The organism is Stenotrophomonas sp. 3(2025) (genome assembly GCF_052665395.1).
The window spans coordinates 126819-143754 of the sequence record NZ_JBQOIF010000010.1 but is presented as its reverse complement, the minus strand read 5'-3'; the positions used below and the strand labels follow the sequence as shown (position 1 = coordinate 143754).

14 protein-coding genes are annotated in these 16936 nt (G+C 67.5%); 10 read left to right on the top strand and 4 right to left on the bottom strand.

Annotation, left to right across the window (positions count from 1 at the left end; genetic code table 11):
- Positions 1-423: 423 nt before the first annotated feature.
- A complete protein-coding gene (tyrS, locus tag ACUXVE_RS10225) occupies positions 424-1632 on the bottom strand; it encodes a tyrosine--tRNA ligase (protein WP_445514340.1) in 1209 nt (402 codons plus the stop codon).
- 167 nt (positions 1633-1799) lie between these two features.
- Between tyrS and ACUXVE_RS10220 the strand changes: the two genes are divergently transcribed.
- Positions 1800-3269, top strand: coding sequence for a peptidoglycan DD-metalloendopeptidase family protein (locus ACUXVE_RS10220; protein ID WP_445514339.1), 1470 nt, complete (start codon positions 1800-1802; stop codon positions 3267-3269).
- A 64-nt stretch (positions 3270-3333) separates the two neighbouring features.
- Entirely contained in the window at positions 3334-4461 is a 1128-nt protein-coding gene (locus ACUXVE_RS10215; protein WP_445514338.1) for an anhydro-N-acetylmuramic acid kinase, read from the top strand.
- An 87-nt stretch (positions 4462-4548) separates the two neighbouring features.
- On the opposite strand, the gene ACUXVE_RS10210 is transcribed toward ACUXVE_RS10215, so the two are convergent.
- From ACUXVE_RS10210 to ACUXVE_RS10200, 3 genes are all read right to left on the bottom strand, one after another.
- The gene (locus ACUXVE_RS10210; RefSeq protein ID WP_025879428.1) at positions 4549-4779 is read right to left on the bottom strand and encodes a hypothetical protein; all 231 of its coding nucleotides are present in this window, start codon (positions 4777-4779) and stop codon (positions 4549-4551) included.
- A gap of 80 nt (positions 4780-4859) precedes the next feature.
- A complete protein-coding gene (locus ACUXVE_RS10205) occupies positions 4860-6224 on the bottom strand; it encodes an AmpG family muropeptide MFS transporter (protein ID WP_222387895.1) in 1365 nt (454 codons plus the stop codon).
- A complete protein-coding gene (locus ACUXVE_RS10200; RefSeq protein WP_222387896.1) occupies positions 6221-7021 on the bottom strand; it encodes an exodeoxyribonuclease III in 801 nt (266 codons plus the stop codon). Before ACUXVE_RS10200 ends, ACUXVE_RS10205 begins: the two co-directional genes overlap by 4 nt.
- A 163-nt stretch (positions 7022-7184) precedes the next feature.
- Between ACUXVE_RS10200 and pyrE the strand changes: the two genes are divergently transcribed.
- The 8 genes from pyrE to ACUXVE_RS10160 all read left to right on the top strand — a co-directional run bounded on the left by pyrE (position 7185) and on the right by ACUXVE_RS10160 (position 16644).
- Positions 7185-7844: an orotate phosphoribosyltransferase gene (gene pyrE / locus ACUXVE_RS10195; RefSeq protein ID WP_025879424.1), complete on the top strand. Its 660-nt coding sequence runs from the start codon at positions 7185-7187 to the stop codon at positions 7842-7844.
- 19 nt (positions 7845-7863) lie between these two features.
- Positions 7864-8538 (top strand): hypothetical protein, encoded by a 675-nt coding sequence (locus ACUXVE_RS10190; RefSeq protein ID WP_093821298.1) that lies wholly within the window; start codon positions 7864-7866, stop codon positions 8536-8538.
- 174 nt (positions 8539-8712) lie between these two features.
- Positions 8713-8805 carry a potassium-transporting ATPase subunit F gene (locus tag ACUXVE_RS10185; protein WP_005407770.1) on the top strand — a complete coding sequence of 31 codons (93 nt, stop codon included), beginning with the start codon at positions 8713-8715 and terminating at the stop codon, positions 8803-8805.
- A 12-nt stretch (positions 8806-8817) separates the two neighbouring features.
- Positions 8818-10527 carry a potassium-transporting ATPase subunit KdpA gene (kdpA, locus tag ACUXVE_RS10180; protein ID WP_222387897.1) on the top strand — a complete coding sequence of 570 codons (1710 nt, stop codon included), beginning with the start codon at positions 8818-8820 and terminating at the stop codon, positions 10525-10527.
- A gap of 9 nt (positions 10528-10536) precedes the next feature.
- A complete protein-coding gene (kdpB, locus tag ACUXVE_RS10175) occupies positions 10537-12597 on the top strand; it encodes a potassium-transporting ATPase subunit KdpB (protein ID WP_445514337.1) in 2061 nt (686 codons plus the stop codon).
- Positions 12594-13238 carry a potassium-transporting ATPase subunit KdpC gene (kdpC, locus tag ACUXVE_RS10170; RefSeq protein WP_025879420.1) on the top strand — a complete coding sequence of 215 codons (645 nt, stop codon included), beginning with the start codon at positions 12594-12596 and terminating at the stop codon, positions 13236-13238. Before kdpB ends, kdpC begins: the two co-directional genes overlap by 4 nt.
- 51 nt (positions 13239-13289) lie before the next feature.
- On the top strand, positions 13290-15950 hold the full coding sequence (locus ACUXVE_RS10165) for a sensor histidine kinase (RefSeq protein ID WP_222387900.1): 2661 nt from the start codon (positions 13290-13292) through the stop codon (positions 15948-15950).
- The gene (locus tag ACUXVE_RS10160) at positions 15931-16644 is read left to right on the top strand and encodes a response regulator transcription factor (RefSeq protein ID WP_025879418.1); all 714 of its coding nucleotides are present in this window, start codon (positions 15931-15933) and stop codon (positions 16642-16644) included. Before ACUXVE_RS10165 ends, ACUXVE_RS10160 begins: the two co-directional genes overlap by 20 nt.
- Positions 16645-16936: the final 292 nt, after the last annotated feature.

Genomic DNA, 16936 nt, shown 5'->3' with positions numbered 1-16936 from the left:
TCTGCAAGATGGACAATCATCCTTCCTGCAGGCGCCTTCACAAGATACCTGCGCATACTTTCAAAGATCAGGGGAAGCGGCCTCAGCGCCGTTCCCGTGTGCTGCGAAGTTTCCTTCGTAGCGAGCCGCCTATTATGCTCGGACTTTTCGAGTCCGTCAACACCTTTCGTTCGATCATCTCGTTCGTCGGTGGTGGCGTCCCTTGTGTCGCTGAAGACCCTTGTTGGCGACCCCTGCGACGGGGGAGGGAAAGTATGTCCCTATTCGCGGCCTTTGTGAAGGGGGTGTGGCAACTTTTTTCATCGGATGTTGCATCCGTTCATGCAAAGGCGCCGCCGCAGGACCCCGCGAACAGCGGCAGAGCGCCAGCGCCGCTCTGCAGGAGCAGAAGCAGGGGCCGGCTGCGCCGGCCCCTGCCTCCGGTCAGGCAGCGACCAGGCGCACGCGGGCGAAGGTGCGCTTGCCGACCTGCAGCAGCCCCTCGAAGCCGGGCTGCAGTACCTGTTGGCCGTCTTCCACCACTTCACCGTCCACCTTCACCGCACGCTCCTTGAGCTTGCGGTTGGCCTCGGAGTTGCTCGGGGTCAGGCCGGCGGCGGTCAGCAGGGCCGCGATGCGCAGGCCCTCGGCCGGAACGGCCACATCCTGCAGCGGCAGCTGGGTGATGTCGCCCTGCCCGGTAACGGCGGCTTCCCAGCCGGCAATCGCCTGCTCGGCCGCTGCCGCATCGTGGAACCGGGTCGCCAGTTCACGGGCCAGGCGCAGCTTGACCACGCGCGGATTCAGGCCGCCGGCGATCTGCTCGCGCAGGGAGGCCGCTTCGGCCTGGCTGATATCGAAGGACAGCAGCTCGATCCAACGCCACATCAGGGCATCATCGACCTTCATGGTCTTGGTGACGATGTCGATGGCCAGCTCGCTGATGCCGATGTAGTTGCCCAGCGACTTGGACATCTTGTTGACGCCGTCCAGGCCTTCCAGCAGCGGCATGGTCAGCACCACCTGCGGCTTCTGGCCGTGGTGTTCCTGCAGGCCACGGCCCATCAGCAGGTTGAACTTCTGGTCGGTACCGCCCAGCTCGACGTCCGCTTCCAGGGCTACCGAGTCGTAACCCTGCACCAGCGGGTACAGGAATTCGTGGATGGCGATGGACTGCTGGGCGGCATAGCGCTTGGCGAAGTCGTCGCGCTCGAGCATGCGTGCCACGGTGTGCTGGCCGGCCAGGCGGATCATGTCGGCCGCGCTCATCTTGCCGAACCACTCCGAATTGAAGCGGACCTCGGTGCGGCTGCGGTCCAGCACCTTGAACACCTGTTCCTCGTAGGTACGGGCGTTGGCCAGCACGTCGTCGCGGCTGAGCGGCTTGCGGGTCAGGCTCTTGCCGGAGGGGTCGCCGATCATGCCGGTGAAGTCGCCGATCAGGAAAATGACCTGGTGGCCGAGGTCCTGGAACTGACGCATCTTGTTCAGCAGCACCGTGTGGCCCAGGTGCAGGTCAGGCGCGGTGGGGTCGAAGCCGGCCTTGATGCGCAGCGGGCGGCCTTCCTGCAGGCGCGCGCGCAGATCCTCGAGCTTGAGGATCTCGTCGGCACCGCGGCCGATCAGGGCAAGGGCTTCTTCAATCGAGGACACGTGACTACTCCCGGCAACGCCGTTTCTTATGTGGGGTGTTAAAGCGAAGTTAACCCGATCGGCTTCACAAAAGCCAATAGGCACAAGGGTTTGACGCGAATTTGTTAGGTGTCTATGTTACCGGCGTTTGGGCCCGCGTTCCCGGGTCAGCCAGAGACCGACATCTGATGCTCAATTCCGATCAAGGCCGCGCACGCAAGCAGCGCTTCCAGGAACGACTCCACGTCCTGCACGACAACGCCCTGCACCGGAAGCTGAGGCAACACCTTCCCGCTGCGTTCAATGAGCGCTGGACGCGCCGTCACTGGATGCACGCCAGCCTGTTTGTGACCATCGGCGCGCTGGTGGCCACGATCGTGCCAGGCTTCTCGCACACCATCGATGCGCCCTACGCCGACAGCCACACCAGCCTGGCACTGCCGTTGCCGCCGTTGGCAATGGCCCGCCAGCAGCAGATCCCCGGCGACAGCTGGCAGGTGCTGCGGGTGCAGCGCGGGCAGACCCTGAGCGACCTGTTCGACAAGGCCGGCATCTCCGCCACCACCCTGCACCGGGTGCTGGACCATCCGGGTGCGCGCGAATCGCTGACCAAGCTGCGCCCGGGTGCCGAGATCGCCTTCGACATGCCGCTGTCCGGTGACCTGCGCAGCATCCGCTTCGACCGCGATGCCGACAACCGGGTCGAACTGAGCCTGAGCGGCAATGACATCAAGGAAACGGTGACCAAGCGCGAGACATCCACGCGCACGGTGGTCACCAGCGGCGAGATCACCAGTTCGCTGTATGCGGCCGCGCGCCGTGCCGGACTGTCACCGTCGGCGATCGCGACGATGACCGACGACATCTTCAAGTACGACATCGACTTCTCCAAGGACCTGCAGCCGGGCGACCGCTTCAGCGTGGTGATGGATGAGACCTGGCGCGAGGGCGAGAAGGTCGATACCAGCAAGATCCTGGCGGCGACCTTCACCACCGGCGGCAAGACCTACTCCGGCTTCCGCTTCGACCGCAACGGCAAGTCCGAGTACTACGACATCAGCGGCCGTTCGCTGAAGAAGAGCTTCATCCGCATGCCGATCCCGTTCGCCCGGCTGAGTTCGACCTTCGGCGCGCGCAAACACCCGGTGCTGGGCAAGATGCGCATGCACAAGGGCGTGGACTACGCCGCGCGCACCGGTACCCCGATCATGGCCGCCGGCGATGCGCGGGTGCAGTTTGTCGGCGTGCAGCGCGGTTATGGCAACGTGGTGATCCTCGACCACGGCCGTGGCCACACCACTCTGTACGGCCATATGTCGCGCTTTGCCGGGATCAAGAATGGCCAGCGCGTGGCCCAGGGCACGGTGATCGGCTACGTCGGCTCGACCGGCCTGGCGACCGGCCCGCACCTGCACTACGAATTCCGCGTCAATGGCGAGCACCGCAACCCGCTGACGGTGACCATGCCGCCGCCGGAGCCGCTGAAGGGCGCCGAGCTGGTGGCCTTCCGGGCGCAGACCGCGCCGGCGATGGCCCGCATCCAGGGCATGGAGAAGCTGATCTACGCCGACGCCAGCCCCGCGCCGGCCGCCGAAAGCGCGAGCACCGAGGTGGCCAGCGCCAAGGACAAGGCGCCGGCAGGCCGCAAGCGCGGCTGAGCCCTGCGTTGACGAAGGAGGACACGGCAGCACAAGCTTGCCGTGTCCTTTTTTTATGCCCGCCATGAACACCACTGCCGATCCGTCCCTTCCCCTCTACCTGGGCCTGATGTCGGGCACCAGCGCTGACGGCATCGATGCCGCGCTGGTGCAGTTCCCGGCCGATGGGGGGTGCCGCTTCGTGCACGGGCTGACCGCCCGCTGGGAGCCGGTGCTGCGGGCGCGGCTGGTGGCCCTCGGCGAAGGCGGCCCGCTGCAGTCGCTGGAGGAGCTGGGCGAACTGGACGCGCGGATTGCGATCAGCTTCGCCGCCGCCGCCAACCAGCTGCTGGAAGAAGCCGGTGTCGACCGTTCGCAGGTACGAGCCATCGGCTCGCACGGGCAGACGGTGCGCCATCGACCGTTGGCCGACCCGGCCTTCACCGTACAGCTGGGCGACGGCAACCGCATCGCCGAGCTGACCAGCATCACCACCGTGTGCGATTTCCGCCGCCGTGACGTTGCCGCCGGTGGCCATGGAGCGCCGCTGATGCCGGCTTTCCACCAGGACATGCTGGGTGCGGCCGATGAGGACCGTGCGGTGCTGAACCTGGGTGGGATCGCCAACCTGACCCTGATTCCCCGCGAGGGCGTCGTACGTGGCTTCGATACCGGCCCGGCCAACGCGCTGATGGATGCCTGGTGCCAACGCCATACCGGGCGCAGCTTCGATGCTGACGGCGCCTACGCAGCCAGCGGTGCGGTGGATGACAGCCTGCTGGCCGGCTGGCGCGCGGACCCGTGGTTCGCGTTGCCGCCGCCCAAAAGCACTGGGCGCGAGCAGTTCCACCTGCCGTGGGCCGAAGCACACATGGAGGAAGGCCAGTTCGCCGCAGCCGATGTGCAGGCGACACTGCTGGAGCTGACCGCGGCCACGGTGGTTGATGCGCTGCTGGCCCAGCAGCCGCACACCCGGCGGGTGCTGGTGTGCGGCGGTGGCGTGCGCAACGCGCAGTTGATGCGGCGGCTGGCGGCGCGGTTGCCGGGCGTGGTGGTGGAGTCCACGGCGCTGCACGGGCTGGACCCGGAGTATGTGGAGGCGATGGGGTTTGCCTGGCTGGCGCAGCGGACGATGGACGGGCTGCCAGGCAACCTGCCGAGCGTGACCGGGGCGACGGGGCCGCGGATTCTCGGGGCGATCCATCCGGCGTGAGGTGACGCCATCCGCCGGGCATGGCCCGGCGCTACCCGCCGGCGGTGCGCGGTAGCGCCGGGCCATGCCCGGCGACCCGACATCAGATCAATCGAAGCCTTGGCCGGCGGGAAGCGCCTGCAGTGCGGCGATCGCGTCGGAAAGCGCGTCGACTTCGGGATCGCCGAAGCCGGAGCGGACCTCCAGTTCACTGCTGAACAGGCCCTGCTCCAGCAGGACCGCACAGGTCTGTTCGTGGGTCCAGCCCCGGGCCACCGAGACCCGTTTGATGCGTTCCAGCAGCAGCGGGTCCAGGTCCCGCAGCACTACGTCGGCCATGCTCACTTCCCCGTTCGCAAGGCACCGCCCCCTCGGCGCGTCGGGGCGATCATCCCGCACGCCGGGGACGCAGGCAACTGTCAGGCCACGGCACGCCGGCGTTGCTGCAGAATCAGCATCGCGCACAGGATCACCACCGGGATCGCGACAAGGGCAGTACCGATGAAGAACAGTGCGTAGCCTTCCAGCAGCGTGCGTCCCTGAGCCAGGGTCTGCACCGACCAGCCGGAAAAGCCCTTCAGCGCCTTGCCGGGCATCGCGTAGAACGAGCTGAGCAAGGCGTACTGGGTGGCGGTATAGCCGATGCTGGTCAAGCTCGACATGTAGGCGATCAGCGCGGTACCCGCGAAACCGCTGGCGAAATTGTCGACGGCCATTGCGACAGCAAAGTGGGTGGTATCCGGCCCCGAATAGGCCAACCAGGCGAAGGCGAGGTTGGAGGCCGGGCCCAGCACGGCGCCAGCCAACAGCGCCGCCAGCACGCCCCAGCGCACGGACACCAAGCCAGCGGCGGCGATGCCGATGAAGGTGGCCACCAGGCCAACCGACCCACGCACAGCGCCCACGGTGTCCTCGTCCAGCCCGAGATCGACGTAGAACGGATTGGCCATTGGCCCCATGACGAAGTCGGCCATGCGGTAGACGCTGATCGCCACCAGGATCAGGATCGCGCCGCTGCGATGTTCGCGTACGAACGCCACGAACGGGCCGACCACTGCATCGAACAGGCCGCGTGGCGTCCACAACGAGGCGGCCTGCGCCTGCACTGCCTGGATCTCGCGGGCCGGCTCGCGGGCCATGACCACCGCCACCACGCCCAGTGCCATCAGCGCGGCCATCAGCTCATAGGACACCTGCCAGCCGACGCGGGCGGCGATGATCAGGATCAGGGCATCGGTGACCAGCAGCGCTGTGCGATAGCCCAGCGCGGACGATGAAGTCAGCAGGCCAAGCTGTTCACTGTTGTCTGCGCTCTCGATGCGCCAGGCGTCGATCACGATGTCCTGAGTGGCCGAGGCGAAGGCCACCACCACGGCCATCGCGCCGAAGACCACCACATGCTCCCAGGCGATTCCCAGCAGCAGCAACTGGCCGCCCTTGGGCTGGACCAACGCCATGCCGACCAGGCCCACCGCGGCGACGATCTGCGACAGCAGCATCCAGCCACGACGACGCCCCAGCCGACCGAACAGTGGCACGTCGGCCTTGTCGACGATCGGCGCCCACAGGAACTTCATCGTGTAAGCCAGGCCCACCCACGACAGGAAGCCGATGGTGCTCAGTTCGATGCCTTCCTTGCGCATCCAGAAGCCAAGCGTGTTGCCCACCAGGTAGATCGGCAGCCCCGAACTGAAGCCCAGCAGCAGCATCGCCAGCACCTTGCGCTGGCGCAGGTTGGCCAGCACCTGCCGCCAGGATCGGCGCGGCTTGGCAGCCTCGGTCACAGGTCGTAGTCCACGATGAACGGCGCGTGGTCGGAGAAGCGCTGGTCGCGGTAGATCGAGCAGCTGCGCAGGCGCTCACGCAGGCCCGGGGTGATGAACTGGTAGTCGATGCGCCACCCCACGTTGTTGGCGCGGGCGGCGCCACGGTTGCTCCACCAGGTGTAGTCCTCGCCGGTCGGGTTGAGCAGGCGGTAGGCATCGGCCCAGCCGCGACCTGCGCCCACATCGGTTGCCTGGCCATGGTCGGCACACAGGGCATTGAGCCAGTCGCGTTCCTCGGGCAGGCAGCCGGAGTTCTTCTGGTTGGACTTCCAGTTCTTGATGTCCAGCGCCGAGCGGACGATGTTCCAGTCGCCACACAGCACGTAGTCGCGGCCGCTGCGCGCCCATTCCTCGAGGATCGGCCGCAGCCACTCCATCACTTCAAACTTGAAGCCCTGGCGCAGGTCGCCCGAACTGCCGGACGGGATATAGAAGGAGACCACGCTGAGGTTACCGTAGCGCGCCTCGATGTAGCGGCCTTCGTCGTCGAACGGGGCCCAGCCCAGCGAGGTGATGACTTGGTCCGGTTCGCGCTTGCTGTAGATCGCCACGCCGCTGTAGCCCTTCTTGGTGATGGCATCGCGGTAGAAGCAATGGTGGCCGTCCGGGCGGAACATCGGGTCGGTCAGCTGGTCTTCCTGGGCCTTGGTCTCCTGGATGCAGAGGACGTCGGCGTCCTGGCCACGGAACCAGTCGAGGAAGCCCTTGGTGGCGGCCGAGCGGATGCCATTGGCGTTGAAGCTGATGATGCGCATGCAGAAGAACCTACGGCGGGAAACCGGGCAAGCATACCGGTTGCCTGCTGGGCTGAGCAGCCCGCGGGGGCAGCTGCCGATCCCCACGTGAAGGCGCCGGACGAGCGCAGAAAGCCCAGCTGGATTAGGATTTGCGCTCCAAATGAAGATGAATCGAGTTTTGATGAGCGACCACCGTCACCGTTTCCTGCAGCTGGCCCTGACCGCCGATGCCCTGCGCTTCGGCCAGTTCACCCTCAAGTCCGGCCGGCTGAGCCCCTATTTCTTCAACGCCGGCCGTTTCGACTCCGGTTCCCTGCTGTCTCAGCTGGGGGCGTGCTATTCCGACGCCATCGACGCCACCGGGATCAAGTACGACGTGGTGTTCGGCCCGGCCTACAAGGGCATTCCGCTGGCCACCGCAATGGCCTGCGAGCTGGCCCAGCGTGGCCGCGACCTGCCGCTGTCGTTCAACCGCAAGGAAGTGAAGGACCATGGTGAAGGCGGCCAGTTGATCGGCGCCGACATGACCGGCAAGCGCGTGCTGATCGTCGACGACGTGATCACCGCCGGCACCGCCATCCGCGAGGCGCTGGCGATCATCCGCGCTGCGGGCGGTATTCCGGCCGGCATCGTGGTGGCCCTGGACCGCCAGGAGATCGCCTCGGACAGCGACCATCGCTCCGCCGCACAGGCCGTGGCCGAGGAAGCCGGCATCCCGGTGATCGCCGTGGCGACGCTGGCCGACCTGCTTGATTTCGCGTCCGGAAATCCGGAACTTGTAGGTTACCGGCAGCCGCTGGAGGCCTATCGCGCCCAGTACGGCGTCCGTTCCACGCGCTGACCACCAGGGGGAAGGTCGCATGTTCCGAGTTCCTGCCATCGTTGCTGCCAGCCTGCTGCTGGTGATGCCGCAGACGCTGCTGGCACAGTCCAGAGGCAAGGCCGCAGACAAGAAGCTGTACTGCTGGAACGAGGGCAAGGAGCGGATCTGCAGCGATGCGCTGCCGGCCGACGCGGTCAACCACGCCCGCGATGAGTTCAGCGCCAACAGCGGCCTGCGCAACGCGCAGGTGCAGCGCGCGTTGAGCGACGAGGAACGCGCTGCCGCCAGCACGGCGGCGGCGCAGGTCCAACTGGACCAGATGGCCGAGCAGACCCGGCAGCGTACCGAACAGGCGATGCTGACCACCTACGGGGATGAGAATGCGCTGCGGCGCGTGTTCGCCGAGCGCCAGGAGGTGCTCGACAACAACCTCAAGACCGCCCAGTACAACGTGGCCAGCCTGCGCGAATCGCTGGTGGGCCTGCTTGCTGCCGCCGGCGACCGCGAACTGGCCGGCGCCAAGGTGGCCGACAAGCAGGCCCAGGCGATCGGCCAGCGCCATGCGCAGCTGCAGTCGCAGCAACGGCTGCTGGCCAGTTTCGAACAGCAGCAGCAGGCATTGAAGGTCGAAATCGAAAGCAGCCTGCAGCGCTATCGGCAGCTGAAGGGATTGGCGCCGGTGGACGTACCGGCACAGCCCCCGGCGGGTTGAACGGCGCGCTGCTCGCCGGGCATGGCCCGGTGCTACCGCATGCCGGGTTACGGCCTGGCCCCCGAATTTTATGCACTTTTTACGCGTCGGCCCTGTCCGGCGCGTAGTGCGTTTATGGGGGCGGGGACGACGATGGCGGCCTGAGGTGGAGGGGTTCCACCAGGTCTCAATTCCATGTCCCCCTGGCTGTCGTTGCTGTGTGGCGTGCTGGTGCTGGTTGCCGCCGCCTATCTTCTTTATGTCGTGCTGCGGCCCGAGTCGTTCTGAGCGGAGCCTGCCATGACTGAAATTCTTGCCATTCTTGCCGCCAGCCTGCTGCTGGCCTGGCCCCTGGGCCTGTATCTGGCCCGGGTGATGCGCGGCACGCCGATGAAGGTCGACGTGCTGTTCCACTGGATCGAAAAGCCGCTGTACAAGGTGCTCGGCGTTGATCCTTCACGTTCGATGTCCTGGCGCGGCTACGTGCTGGCATTCGTGCTCAGCAACGTGGTGATCGCGGTGCTGACCCAGGCCGTGTTCATGACCCAGGCGTGGTTGCCGTTGAATCCGGACCAGATCCCGAACATGCGCTGGGACACGGCGCTGCACACGATGATCTCGTTCCTGACCAACACCAACCAGCAGCACTATTCCGGCCAGGCCCAGCTGTCCTACTTCTCGCAGATGACCGGTATCACCGGCCTGCAGGTGGTGACGCCGATGATGGGCCTGGCGCTGGCCGTGGCCACGTTGCGTGCATTGTTCTCGCGCGCGCCGAAATCGGTTACCGCGCCCGCCGCGGGCGATGACCGCCAGGTGGCGGTGGGCAATTACTACGCCGACGTCGTGCGCCTGTGCGTGCGCTTCCTGCTGCCGCTGTGCCTGGTATGGGCGCTGCTGCTGACCAGCCAGGGCGTGCCCTCCACGATGGACGGTGGCCCGCAGGCCACGCCGATCGATGCCAGTGCCGGCATGGCGCAGCAGAAGCTGCCGCTGGGCCCGGTTGCGGCGATGGTCGCGGCCAAACAGCTGGGCGCCAACGGCGGCGGCTGGTATGGCCCCAACAGCAGCTTCCCGCTGGAGAATCCGACCCCGGTGTCGAACATGCTGGAGGTGATCGGCATCCTGCTGGTGCCGATGGCGGTGATCTTCATGATCGGCGCGTTCACCGGGCGCCGTCGTTTCGGCGCGCTGGTGTTCAGCTGCATGCTCGGCATGTCGCTGCTGTCCACCGGTGCGATGGTATGGAGCGAGGGCCATAGCGCCAGCGCGACCACGCCGCTGCTGATGGAAGGCAAGGAAGTACGCTTCGGCGCCGATGGCACCGCGCTGTGGGCGGCGGTGACCACCCAGGTCTCCAACGGTTCGGTCAACGGCATGCACGATTCGCTGAGCCCGCTGTCTGGCGGCCTGGCGATGGTCAACATGCTGGTCAGCGCGATCTGGGGCGGCATCGGCTGCGGCCTGCAGCAGTTCATCGTGTACCTGCTGCTGGGTGTGTTCCTGGCCGGGCTGATGACCGGCCGTACACCGGAACTGTTCGGCCGCAAGCTGGAAACGCCGCAGGTGCGCCTGCTGGCACTGCTGGTGCTGCTGCAGCCGATCACCCTGCTGCTGTTCACCGCGATCACGCTGGCCGTGCCCGGTCTGGCGGGCACCTCCAATCCCGGCTTCCATGGCATCAGCCAGGTGTTCTACGAGTACGTCTCGGCCTACGCCAACAACGGCTCGGGCTTCGAGGGCCTGGGTGACGCCACGCCCTGGTGGAACCTGAGCTGCTCGCTGGTGCTGCTGCTGGGCCGCTTCCCGCTGCTGATCATCCCGCTGGTGGTGGCCGCGCAGCTGGCCGCCAAGCGGCAGGCCCCTGAATCGGCCGGCAGCCTGCAGATCGAAACCCCGACGTTCGCCCTGACCCTGGTCTCGGTGATCGTCATCCTGACCGTGCTGCAGTTCATGCCGGCGCTGGTACTCGGCCCGATCGCCGACCACCTGAGCCTGGGACTGCACTGAGGACACCCCATGAGTAGTCACGCAACCGCAAACCGTTCCTCTTCCGTGGCTTCCCGCCCGGCCCTGCTCGATGCCGCCGGCCTGCGCCGCGCGCTCATCGAGGCCGTACGCAAGCTGTCGCCGATGCATCTGGTACACAGCCCGGTGATGGCGGTGGTGATGGCCGGTACGATCGTCGCCGCGATCATCACCCTGACCGGCAATGCGCCACTGGGCTTCGGCCTGGCGGTGACCGCGATCCTGCTGGTCACCGTGCTGTTCGGCAATTTCGCCGAGGCCGTGGCCGAAGCACGTGGCCGTGGCCAGGCCGCCTCGCTGCGCCGCGCTCGCCAGGACCTGGTGGCGCGCCGTCTTGCATCGGCGCAGGCCGGTGCCAGCGAGACCCAGGTGCCCGCCGCGGAACTGCGCCCCGGTGACCATGTGATCGTCAGTGCCGGCGAGCTGGTGCCGGCCGACGGCGAGATCGTGCAGGGCCTGGCCACCATCAACGAAGCGGCGGTGACCGGCGAGTCGGCACCGGTGCTGCGCGAGGCGGGTACTGATCGCTCCGGCGTGATCGGCGGCACCAAGGTGCTGTCCGACCAGATCGTCGTACGCATCACTGCCGAGCCGGGACACAGCTTCCTGGACCGCATGATCGCGCTGGTGGAAGGCGCCAACCGTCAGAAGACCCCGAATGAAATCGCGCTGACCCTGCTGCTGGCAGCGATGACGCTGACCTTCCTGGTGGTGGTGGCAACGCTGCCGGCGATCGGTGCGTCGGTGGGCGTCAAGGTGGATCCGCTGCTGCTGATCGCGCTGCTGGTGTGCCTGATCCCGACCACCATCGGTGGCCTGCTGCCGGCCATCGGCATCGCCGGCATGAACCGCGCGCTGGCGGCCAACGTGCTGGCCAAGTCGGGCAAGGCGGTGGAAGTGGCCGGTGACGTCGACGTGCTGCTGCTCGACAAGACCGGCACCATCACCTACGGCGACCGCCAGGCCAGCCACTTCCACGCACTGGCCGGAATCGACGCCGACCAGCTGCGTGAGGCGGCGCTGCTGTCATCGCTGGCCGACCCGACCCCGGAAGGCAAGTCGATCGTGCGCCTGGCCCGCGAACAGGGCTGCAGCACCGCCGAGCCGGACCAGGCCGACTACCTGGCCTTCAGCGCGCAGACCCGCATGTCCGGTGTCGACCTGATGCACGGCCGGCAGATCCGCAAGGGCGCTGCCGATGCGATCCGTGCCCATGTGCAGGCGCTCGGCGGCACCGTACCGGCCGAACTGGCCGGGCGCGTGGACCAGGTCGCGCGCAACGGTGCCACGCCGCTGGTGGTGGCCGAGGGTCGCCATGTGCTGGGCGTGATCGAGCTGTCGGACGTGGTCAAGCACGGCATGCGCGAGAAGTTCGCACAGCTGCGGGCGATGGGCATCCGTACGGTGATGATCACCGGCGACAACCCGCTGACGGCTGCTGCGATCGCCGCCGAAGCCGGTGTGGATGACTACATCGCCGAGGCACGGCCCGAGGACAAGCTGGCCCGCATCCGTGCCGAGCAGGCCGGTGGCCGCCTGGTGGCGATGGTCGGCGACGGTACCAACGATGCGCCGGCGCTGGCCCAGGCCGACATCGGCCTGGCGATGAATTCGGGCACGCAGGCGGCCAAGGAAGCCGGCAACATGGTCGATCTGGATTCGGATCCGGCCAAGCTGCTGGCGGTGGTGGAGGTGGGCAAGCAGCAGCTGATCACCCGCGGCGCGCTGACCACGTTCTCGCTGGCCAACGATGTGTCCAAGTACTTCGCGATCCTGCCGGCGTTGTTTGCCGCCACCGTGCCTGCGATGGCCGCGCTGAACGTGATGCAGCTGTCGAGCCCGCGCAACGCGGTGCTGGCGGCGCTGATCTTCAATGCCCTGGTGATTCCCGCCCTGATCCCGCTGGCGTTGCGCGGTGTGCGCTTCCGCCCGGCCACCGCAACGGCGCTGCTGCGCCGGAACATGCTGGTGTACGGCCTGGGTGGCGTGCTGCTGCCGTTCGCGGCGATCAAGTTGATCGACCTCCTTCTTGTCCTGGTATTCGGCGCATGAACCGTTCTGACTCCCCTTCCCTTTCCCGCGAGCTGAAGCGCGAGGCGCGCGTGGCCACGCTGCAGGATGGCGCCAGCTGGCGCCCGGCCATTGGCCTGGGCGTGGCCACCCTGCTGCTGGCCGGTGCGGTCTACGCCGGCATCGCCACCGGTTTTGCCGGCCTGTCCTTCCCGGCGCAAGCCGAAGGCAGCCTGCTGCGCGATGGCAGCGGCCAGGTGCGTGCGTCGGCATGGCTGTCGCAGCCGTTCACCGGCGATGGCTACTTCCAGGCGCGACCGTCGGCCGCCAACTACGACCCGATGGCGGCGGCCGGCTCCAACCTGGCCCGCAGCAACCCGGCGCTGGCCGAGCGTGTGGCGGCGAGCACCGCAGCCGTGGCCGCGCGCGAAGGCGTAACGCCCGCGCAGGTGCCTGCCGATCTGGTCACCCAGTCCGGCGGCGGCCTGGATCCGCAGTTGTCGCCGGCGGCAGCGCAGCTGCAGGTGGCCCGGGTGGCACGTGCACGCGGCCTGCCCGTCGAGCAGGTGCAGGCACTGGTGAAGGCCAACACGCAGGGCCGGCAATGGGGCGTATTCGGCCAGCCACGGGTGAACGTGGTGACGCTGAACTTCGCACTGGACCACGCGGCACGCGCGCCGTGATGCAGGGCTGCACGCGTTGCGCGCACAATGGCGGCCATGACAGCGGCTCCCATGACTGATCTGCGGACCCGCCAGGCCAACGCCCTGGTGGAAGGACTGCAACGCGAGGCCGGTGGCAAGCTCACCGTGTTCCTGGGCGCTGCGCCCGGCGTCGGCAAGACCTACGCCATGCTGACCCGCGCGCAGGAACAGCTGCGCCGTGGCGTGGACCTGGTGGTCGGGCTGGTGGAGACCCATGGCCGTGCCGATACCCAGGCCCTGCTGGAAGGCCTGCCGCGGCTGCCGCTGAAGGACGTGGCCTACCATGGCCACGACCTGCAGGAGATGGATCTGGACGCCGTGCTGGCGAGGAAACCCGCGCTGGTGCTGGTGGACGAGCTGGCCCATCGCAATGCGCCGGGCAGCCGCCACGAACGGCGCTGGCAGGACGTGATGGAACTGCTGGACGCCGGCATCGACGTCTGGACCACGGTCAACATCCAGCATCTTGAAAGCCTCAACGATGTGGTGATGCGCATCACCGGCGTGCGTGTCAGCGAGACCGTGCCCGATGGCGTGCTCGACCGCCTGCATGACATCGTGCTGGTCGACCTGCCGCCGCGCGAACTGATCGCACGCCTGCAGCAGGGCAAGGTGTACGTGCCCGAGCAGGCCGCGCAGGCCCTGCAGGCGTTCTTCTCGCCGGCCAACCTGACGGCATTGCGCGAGCTGGCGATGCAGGAGGCCGCCGACCGTGTCGACAGCAGCCTGCGCGAAGCCCGCGCCGCGCGCGGCGAGAGCAATCTGCCGCTGCGACGTGGCGTGCTGGTGGCGATCGACGGCGGTGGCCAGAGCGAATACCTGGTGCGGGTGGCACGGCGCATCGCCGAACGCCGCGATGCACCGTGGACGGTGGTGACGGTGCAGGGGCGCCGCCAGGACGAAGCGACCCGGCGCGAGATCGATGCTGCGTTCGCGCTGGCCCGCCGCCTGGGCGGCGAAGCCGAGCTGCTGCATGGTTCAAGCATCGCCGATGCATTGCTCGACCACGCCGCGCACAACGGCGTATCGACGCTGGTGCTGGGGCGTACCCGCGAACGGCCGCTGGCGCGGATGTTCAACCGCACCCTGACCCAACAGCTGATCCAGCGCGGCGCGCACTACGAGATCACCATCATCAGCACGCCGCAGGCGCGTGCGCGTTCCCGTCGAGAGGGGCTGCTGCCACCGATGCGCGGGGTCAGCCACGAGCCGTTGCAGGCCCTGATCGCCACTGCCCTCGCCTGCGCGGTGGCATGGCTGGTCGAACGCTGGGTGGGCATGGCTGATCTGTCGATGGTGTTCATCGTGGCGGTAGTGCTGGTGGCTGCGCGTACCCGCGCCAGTGTCGCGGTGATGGCGGCGATCCTGTGTTTCCTCGCCTACAACTTCCTGTTCATCGCGCCGCGCTTCACCTTCGCCATCGGCGCGCGGCAGGGCGTGATCACCGTGTTCCTGTTCCTGGCGGCGGCGCTGGTGGCCGGACGCCTGGCGTCGCGCCTGCGCATGCAGGTGATCGCACTGCGCGCGGCCAACCGCCACGCACGCGCACGCCAGCAGCTGGGCCGGCAGCTGGCCAGCGCGGCCGGCAACGGCGAAGTGGCACAGGCCGGCCGGCATGCGCTGGAACAGGCAATGGACGTACCGGCCTGGCTGCGGATTGGCGCCGATACCGCGTCCGGTGGCCGCAGCCTGCCCGGTGATACCGATATGGCGGCGGCCGACTGGGCCCTGCGCCATGGCCAGCCCAGTGGCCGCTTCACCGATACCCTGGCCGGCGCGCAATGGTGGTTCCTGCCGCTGCTGGACGGCGAAGACCGCGCGATCGGCGTCGCTGGCCTGTACCTGCCGGGTGCGCAGGCGCGGCTGCTGCCCGAACAACGCCAGCTGGCCGAAGCGATGGTCGACGACATCGCCCAGGCCGCGTTGCGCACGCGCCTGGTGGCCGAGCTGGAACAGGCGCATGTAAGCAACGAGACCGAGCGGCTGCGCTCTGCCCTGCTTTCCTCGGTTTCGCACGACCTGCGTTCGCCGCTGGCAGCGATGATCGGCTCGGCCGACAGCCTGGCCAGCTACGGCGCGGCGATGGATCTGGCCGACCGCCGCGCGTTGCTGGATACCATCCTGATCGAAGGCGAGCGCCTGGACCGCTACATCCAGAACCTGCTGGACATGACCCGGTTGGGCCACGAGGGCCTGAAGATCAACCGCGACTGGATAGGCGTGGACGAGCTGATCGGTTCGGCGGCCCGTCGCCTGCAGCGCTACCAGCCGAAGGTACGGCTGGAGCTGGATATTCCGGCGACGCTGGCACCGATCTGGGTGCATCCGGCACTGGTGGAACAGGCAGTGTTCAACGTGATGGAGAACGCTGCCAAGTTCTCGCCTGCCGATGCCGCCGTGCAGGTGCAGGCGCGGGAGCTGGACGGTCAGCTGCGCATCGACGTGATCGATGCCGGCCCCGGCATTCCCGACGACGAGCGCGCCCGCATCTTCGACATGTTCTACAGCGTCGAACGCGGCGACCGCGGCCGGCACGGCACCGGCCTGGGCCTGACCATCTGCCAGGGGATGATCGGCGCACACGGCGGCAGCGTGCAGGCGCTGCCCGGGCGCGACGGTCGCGGTACCCTGATCCGCATCACCCTGCCCCTGCTCAAGCCAGCCTCCCACGATGAGTCCGACCCCGACTGATGCCAGCGCGCCGGCCCCGCGCGTGCTGGTGATCGACGATGAAACCCAGATCCGCCGGTTCCTGGACATCAGCCTGCGCGCACAGGGCTACCAGGTGCGCCAGGCCGCGACCGGCCAGGAAGGCCTGCAGATGGCCGCCAGCGAGGACATGGACCTGGTGATCCTGGACATCGGCCTGCCGGACATGGAAGGCCACGAGGTACTGGAGCAGCTGCGGCAGTGGAGCCAGGTGCCGGTGATCATGCTGACCGTGCGTGCCGGCGAAACCGAAAAGGTGCGTGCGCTGGACAACGGCGCCAACGACTATGTGACCAAGCCCTTCGGCACCCAGGAGCTGATGGCGCGGGTACGGGCGCTGCTGCGCACACGCAGCGTGCCGACCGATGGCACGCCGCCGGTGTTCGACGATGGCCACCTGCACGTGGATCTGGTGCGCCGTGAAGTGGCGATCGATGGCGAGCTGGTGGCATTGACCCGCAAGGAGTACGCATTGCTGTCGCTGCTGCTGCGCAATGCCGGGCGGGTGGTCACCCAGCCACAGATCCTGCAGGAAATCTGGGGACCCACCCACCAGCACGACACCCACTACCTGCGCATCCTGGTCGGCAAGCTGCGGCACAAGCTGGGCGACTCGGCGCTGGATTCACGCTACCTGTTCACCGAACCGGGCGTGGGGTTGCGGTTCAAGGGGTGAGGCGTGCCGACCAACGGTCGGCACCCACCAGACAAGTAGATCCACGCCATGCGTGGATGGACATCCATCGAAGAGCATCCACGCATGGCGTGGATCTACTGTGTCGAGCAAGGTCGACACCCACCAACAGCACCGGGAAATTGTCAGAGGTGGGGCGGTGTCGGAGTGCGGGGTGTCAGCCGCATGGATGCGGCTGCCAAGCCTACAAGGACGTACTTGCGGCGTCCCCGCACTCCGACACCGCTCCACCAACCCATGGAGTGCCCGCTGTTGCTGTTGAGGTTGCCGGCCA

Excerpts from the sequence above, each read along its gene's own strand:
- ACUXVE_RS10185 (WP_005407770.1), top strand. The coding sequence starts at position 8,713 with ATGTCCCCCTGGCTGTCGTTGCTGTGTGGCGTGCTGGTGCTGGTTGCC.
- kdpB (WP_445514337.1), top strand. The coding sequence starts at position 10,537 with ATGAGTAGTCACGCAACCGCAAACCGTTCCTCTTCCGTGGCTTCCCGC.
- ACUXVE_RS10165 (WP_222387900.1), top strand. The coding sequence starts at position 13,290 with ATGACTGATCTGCGGACCCGCCAGGCCAACGCCCTGGTGGAAGGACTG.
- ACUXVE_RS10220 (WP_445514339.1), top strand. The coding sequence starts at position 1,800 with ATGCTCAATTCCGATCAAGGCCGCGCACGCAAGCAGCGCTTCCAGGAA.
- kdpC (WP_025879420.1), top strand. The coding sequence starts at position 12,594 with ATGAACCGTTCTGACTCCCCTTCCCTTTCCCGCGAGCTGAAGCGCGAG.
- ACUXVE_RS10215 (WP_445514338.1), top strand. The coding sequence starts at position 3,334 with ATGAACACCACTGCCGATCCGTCCCTTCCCCTCTACCTGGGCCTGATG.
- pyrE (WP_025879424.1), top strand. The coding sequence starts at position 7,185 with ATGAGCGACCACCGTCACCGTTTCCTGCAGCTGGCCCTGACCGCCGAT.
- ACUXVE_RS10210 (WP_025879428.1), bottom strand. The coding sequence starts at position 4,779 with ATGGCCGACGTAGTGCTGCGGGACCTGGACCCGCTGCTGCTGGAACGC.
- ACUXVE_RS10200 (WP_222387896.1), bottom strand. The coding sequence starts at position 7,021 with ATGCGCATCATCAGCTTCAACGCCAATGGCATCCGCTCGGCCGCCACC.
- ACUXVE_RS10160 (WP_025879418.1), top strand. The coding sequence starts at position 15,931 with ATGAGTCCGACCCCGACTGATGCCAGCGCGCCGGCCCCGCGCGTGCTG.
- kdpA (WP_222387897.1), top strand. The coding sequence starts at position 8,818 with ATGACTGAAATTCTTGCCATTCTTGCCGCCAGCCTGCTGCTGGCCTGG.
- ACUXVE_RS10190 (WP_093821298.1), top strand. The coding sequence starts at position 7,864 with ATGTTCCGAGTTCCTGCCATCGTTGCTGCCAGCCTGCTGCTGGTGATG.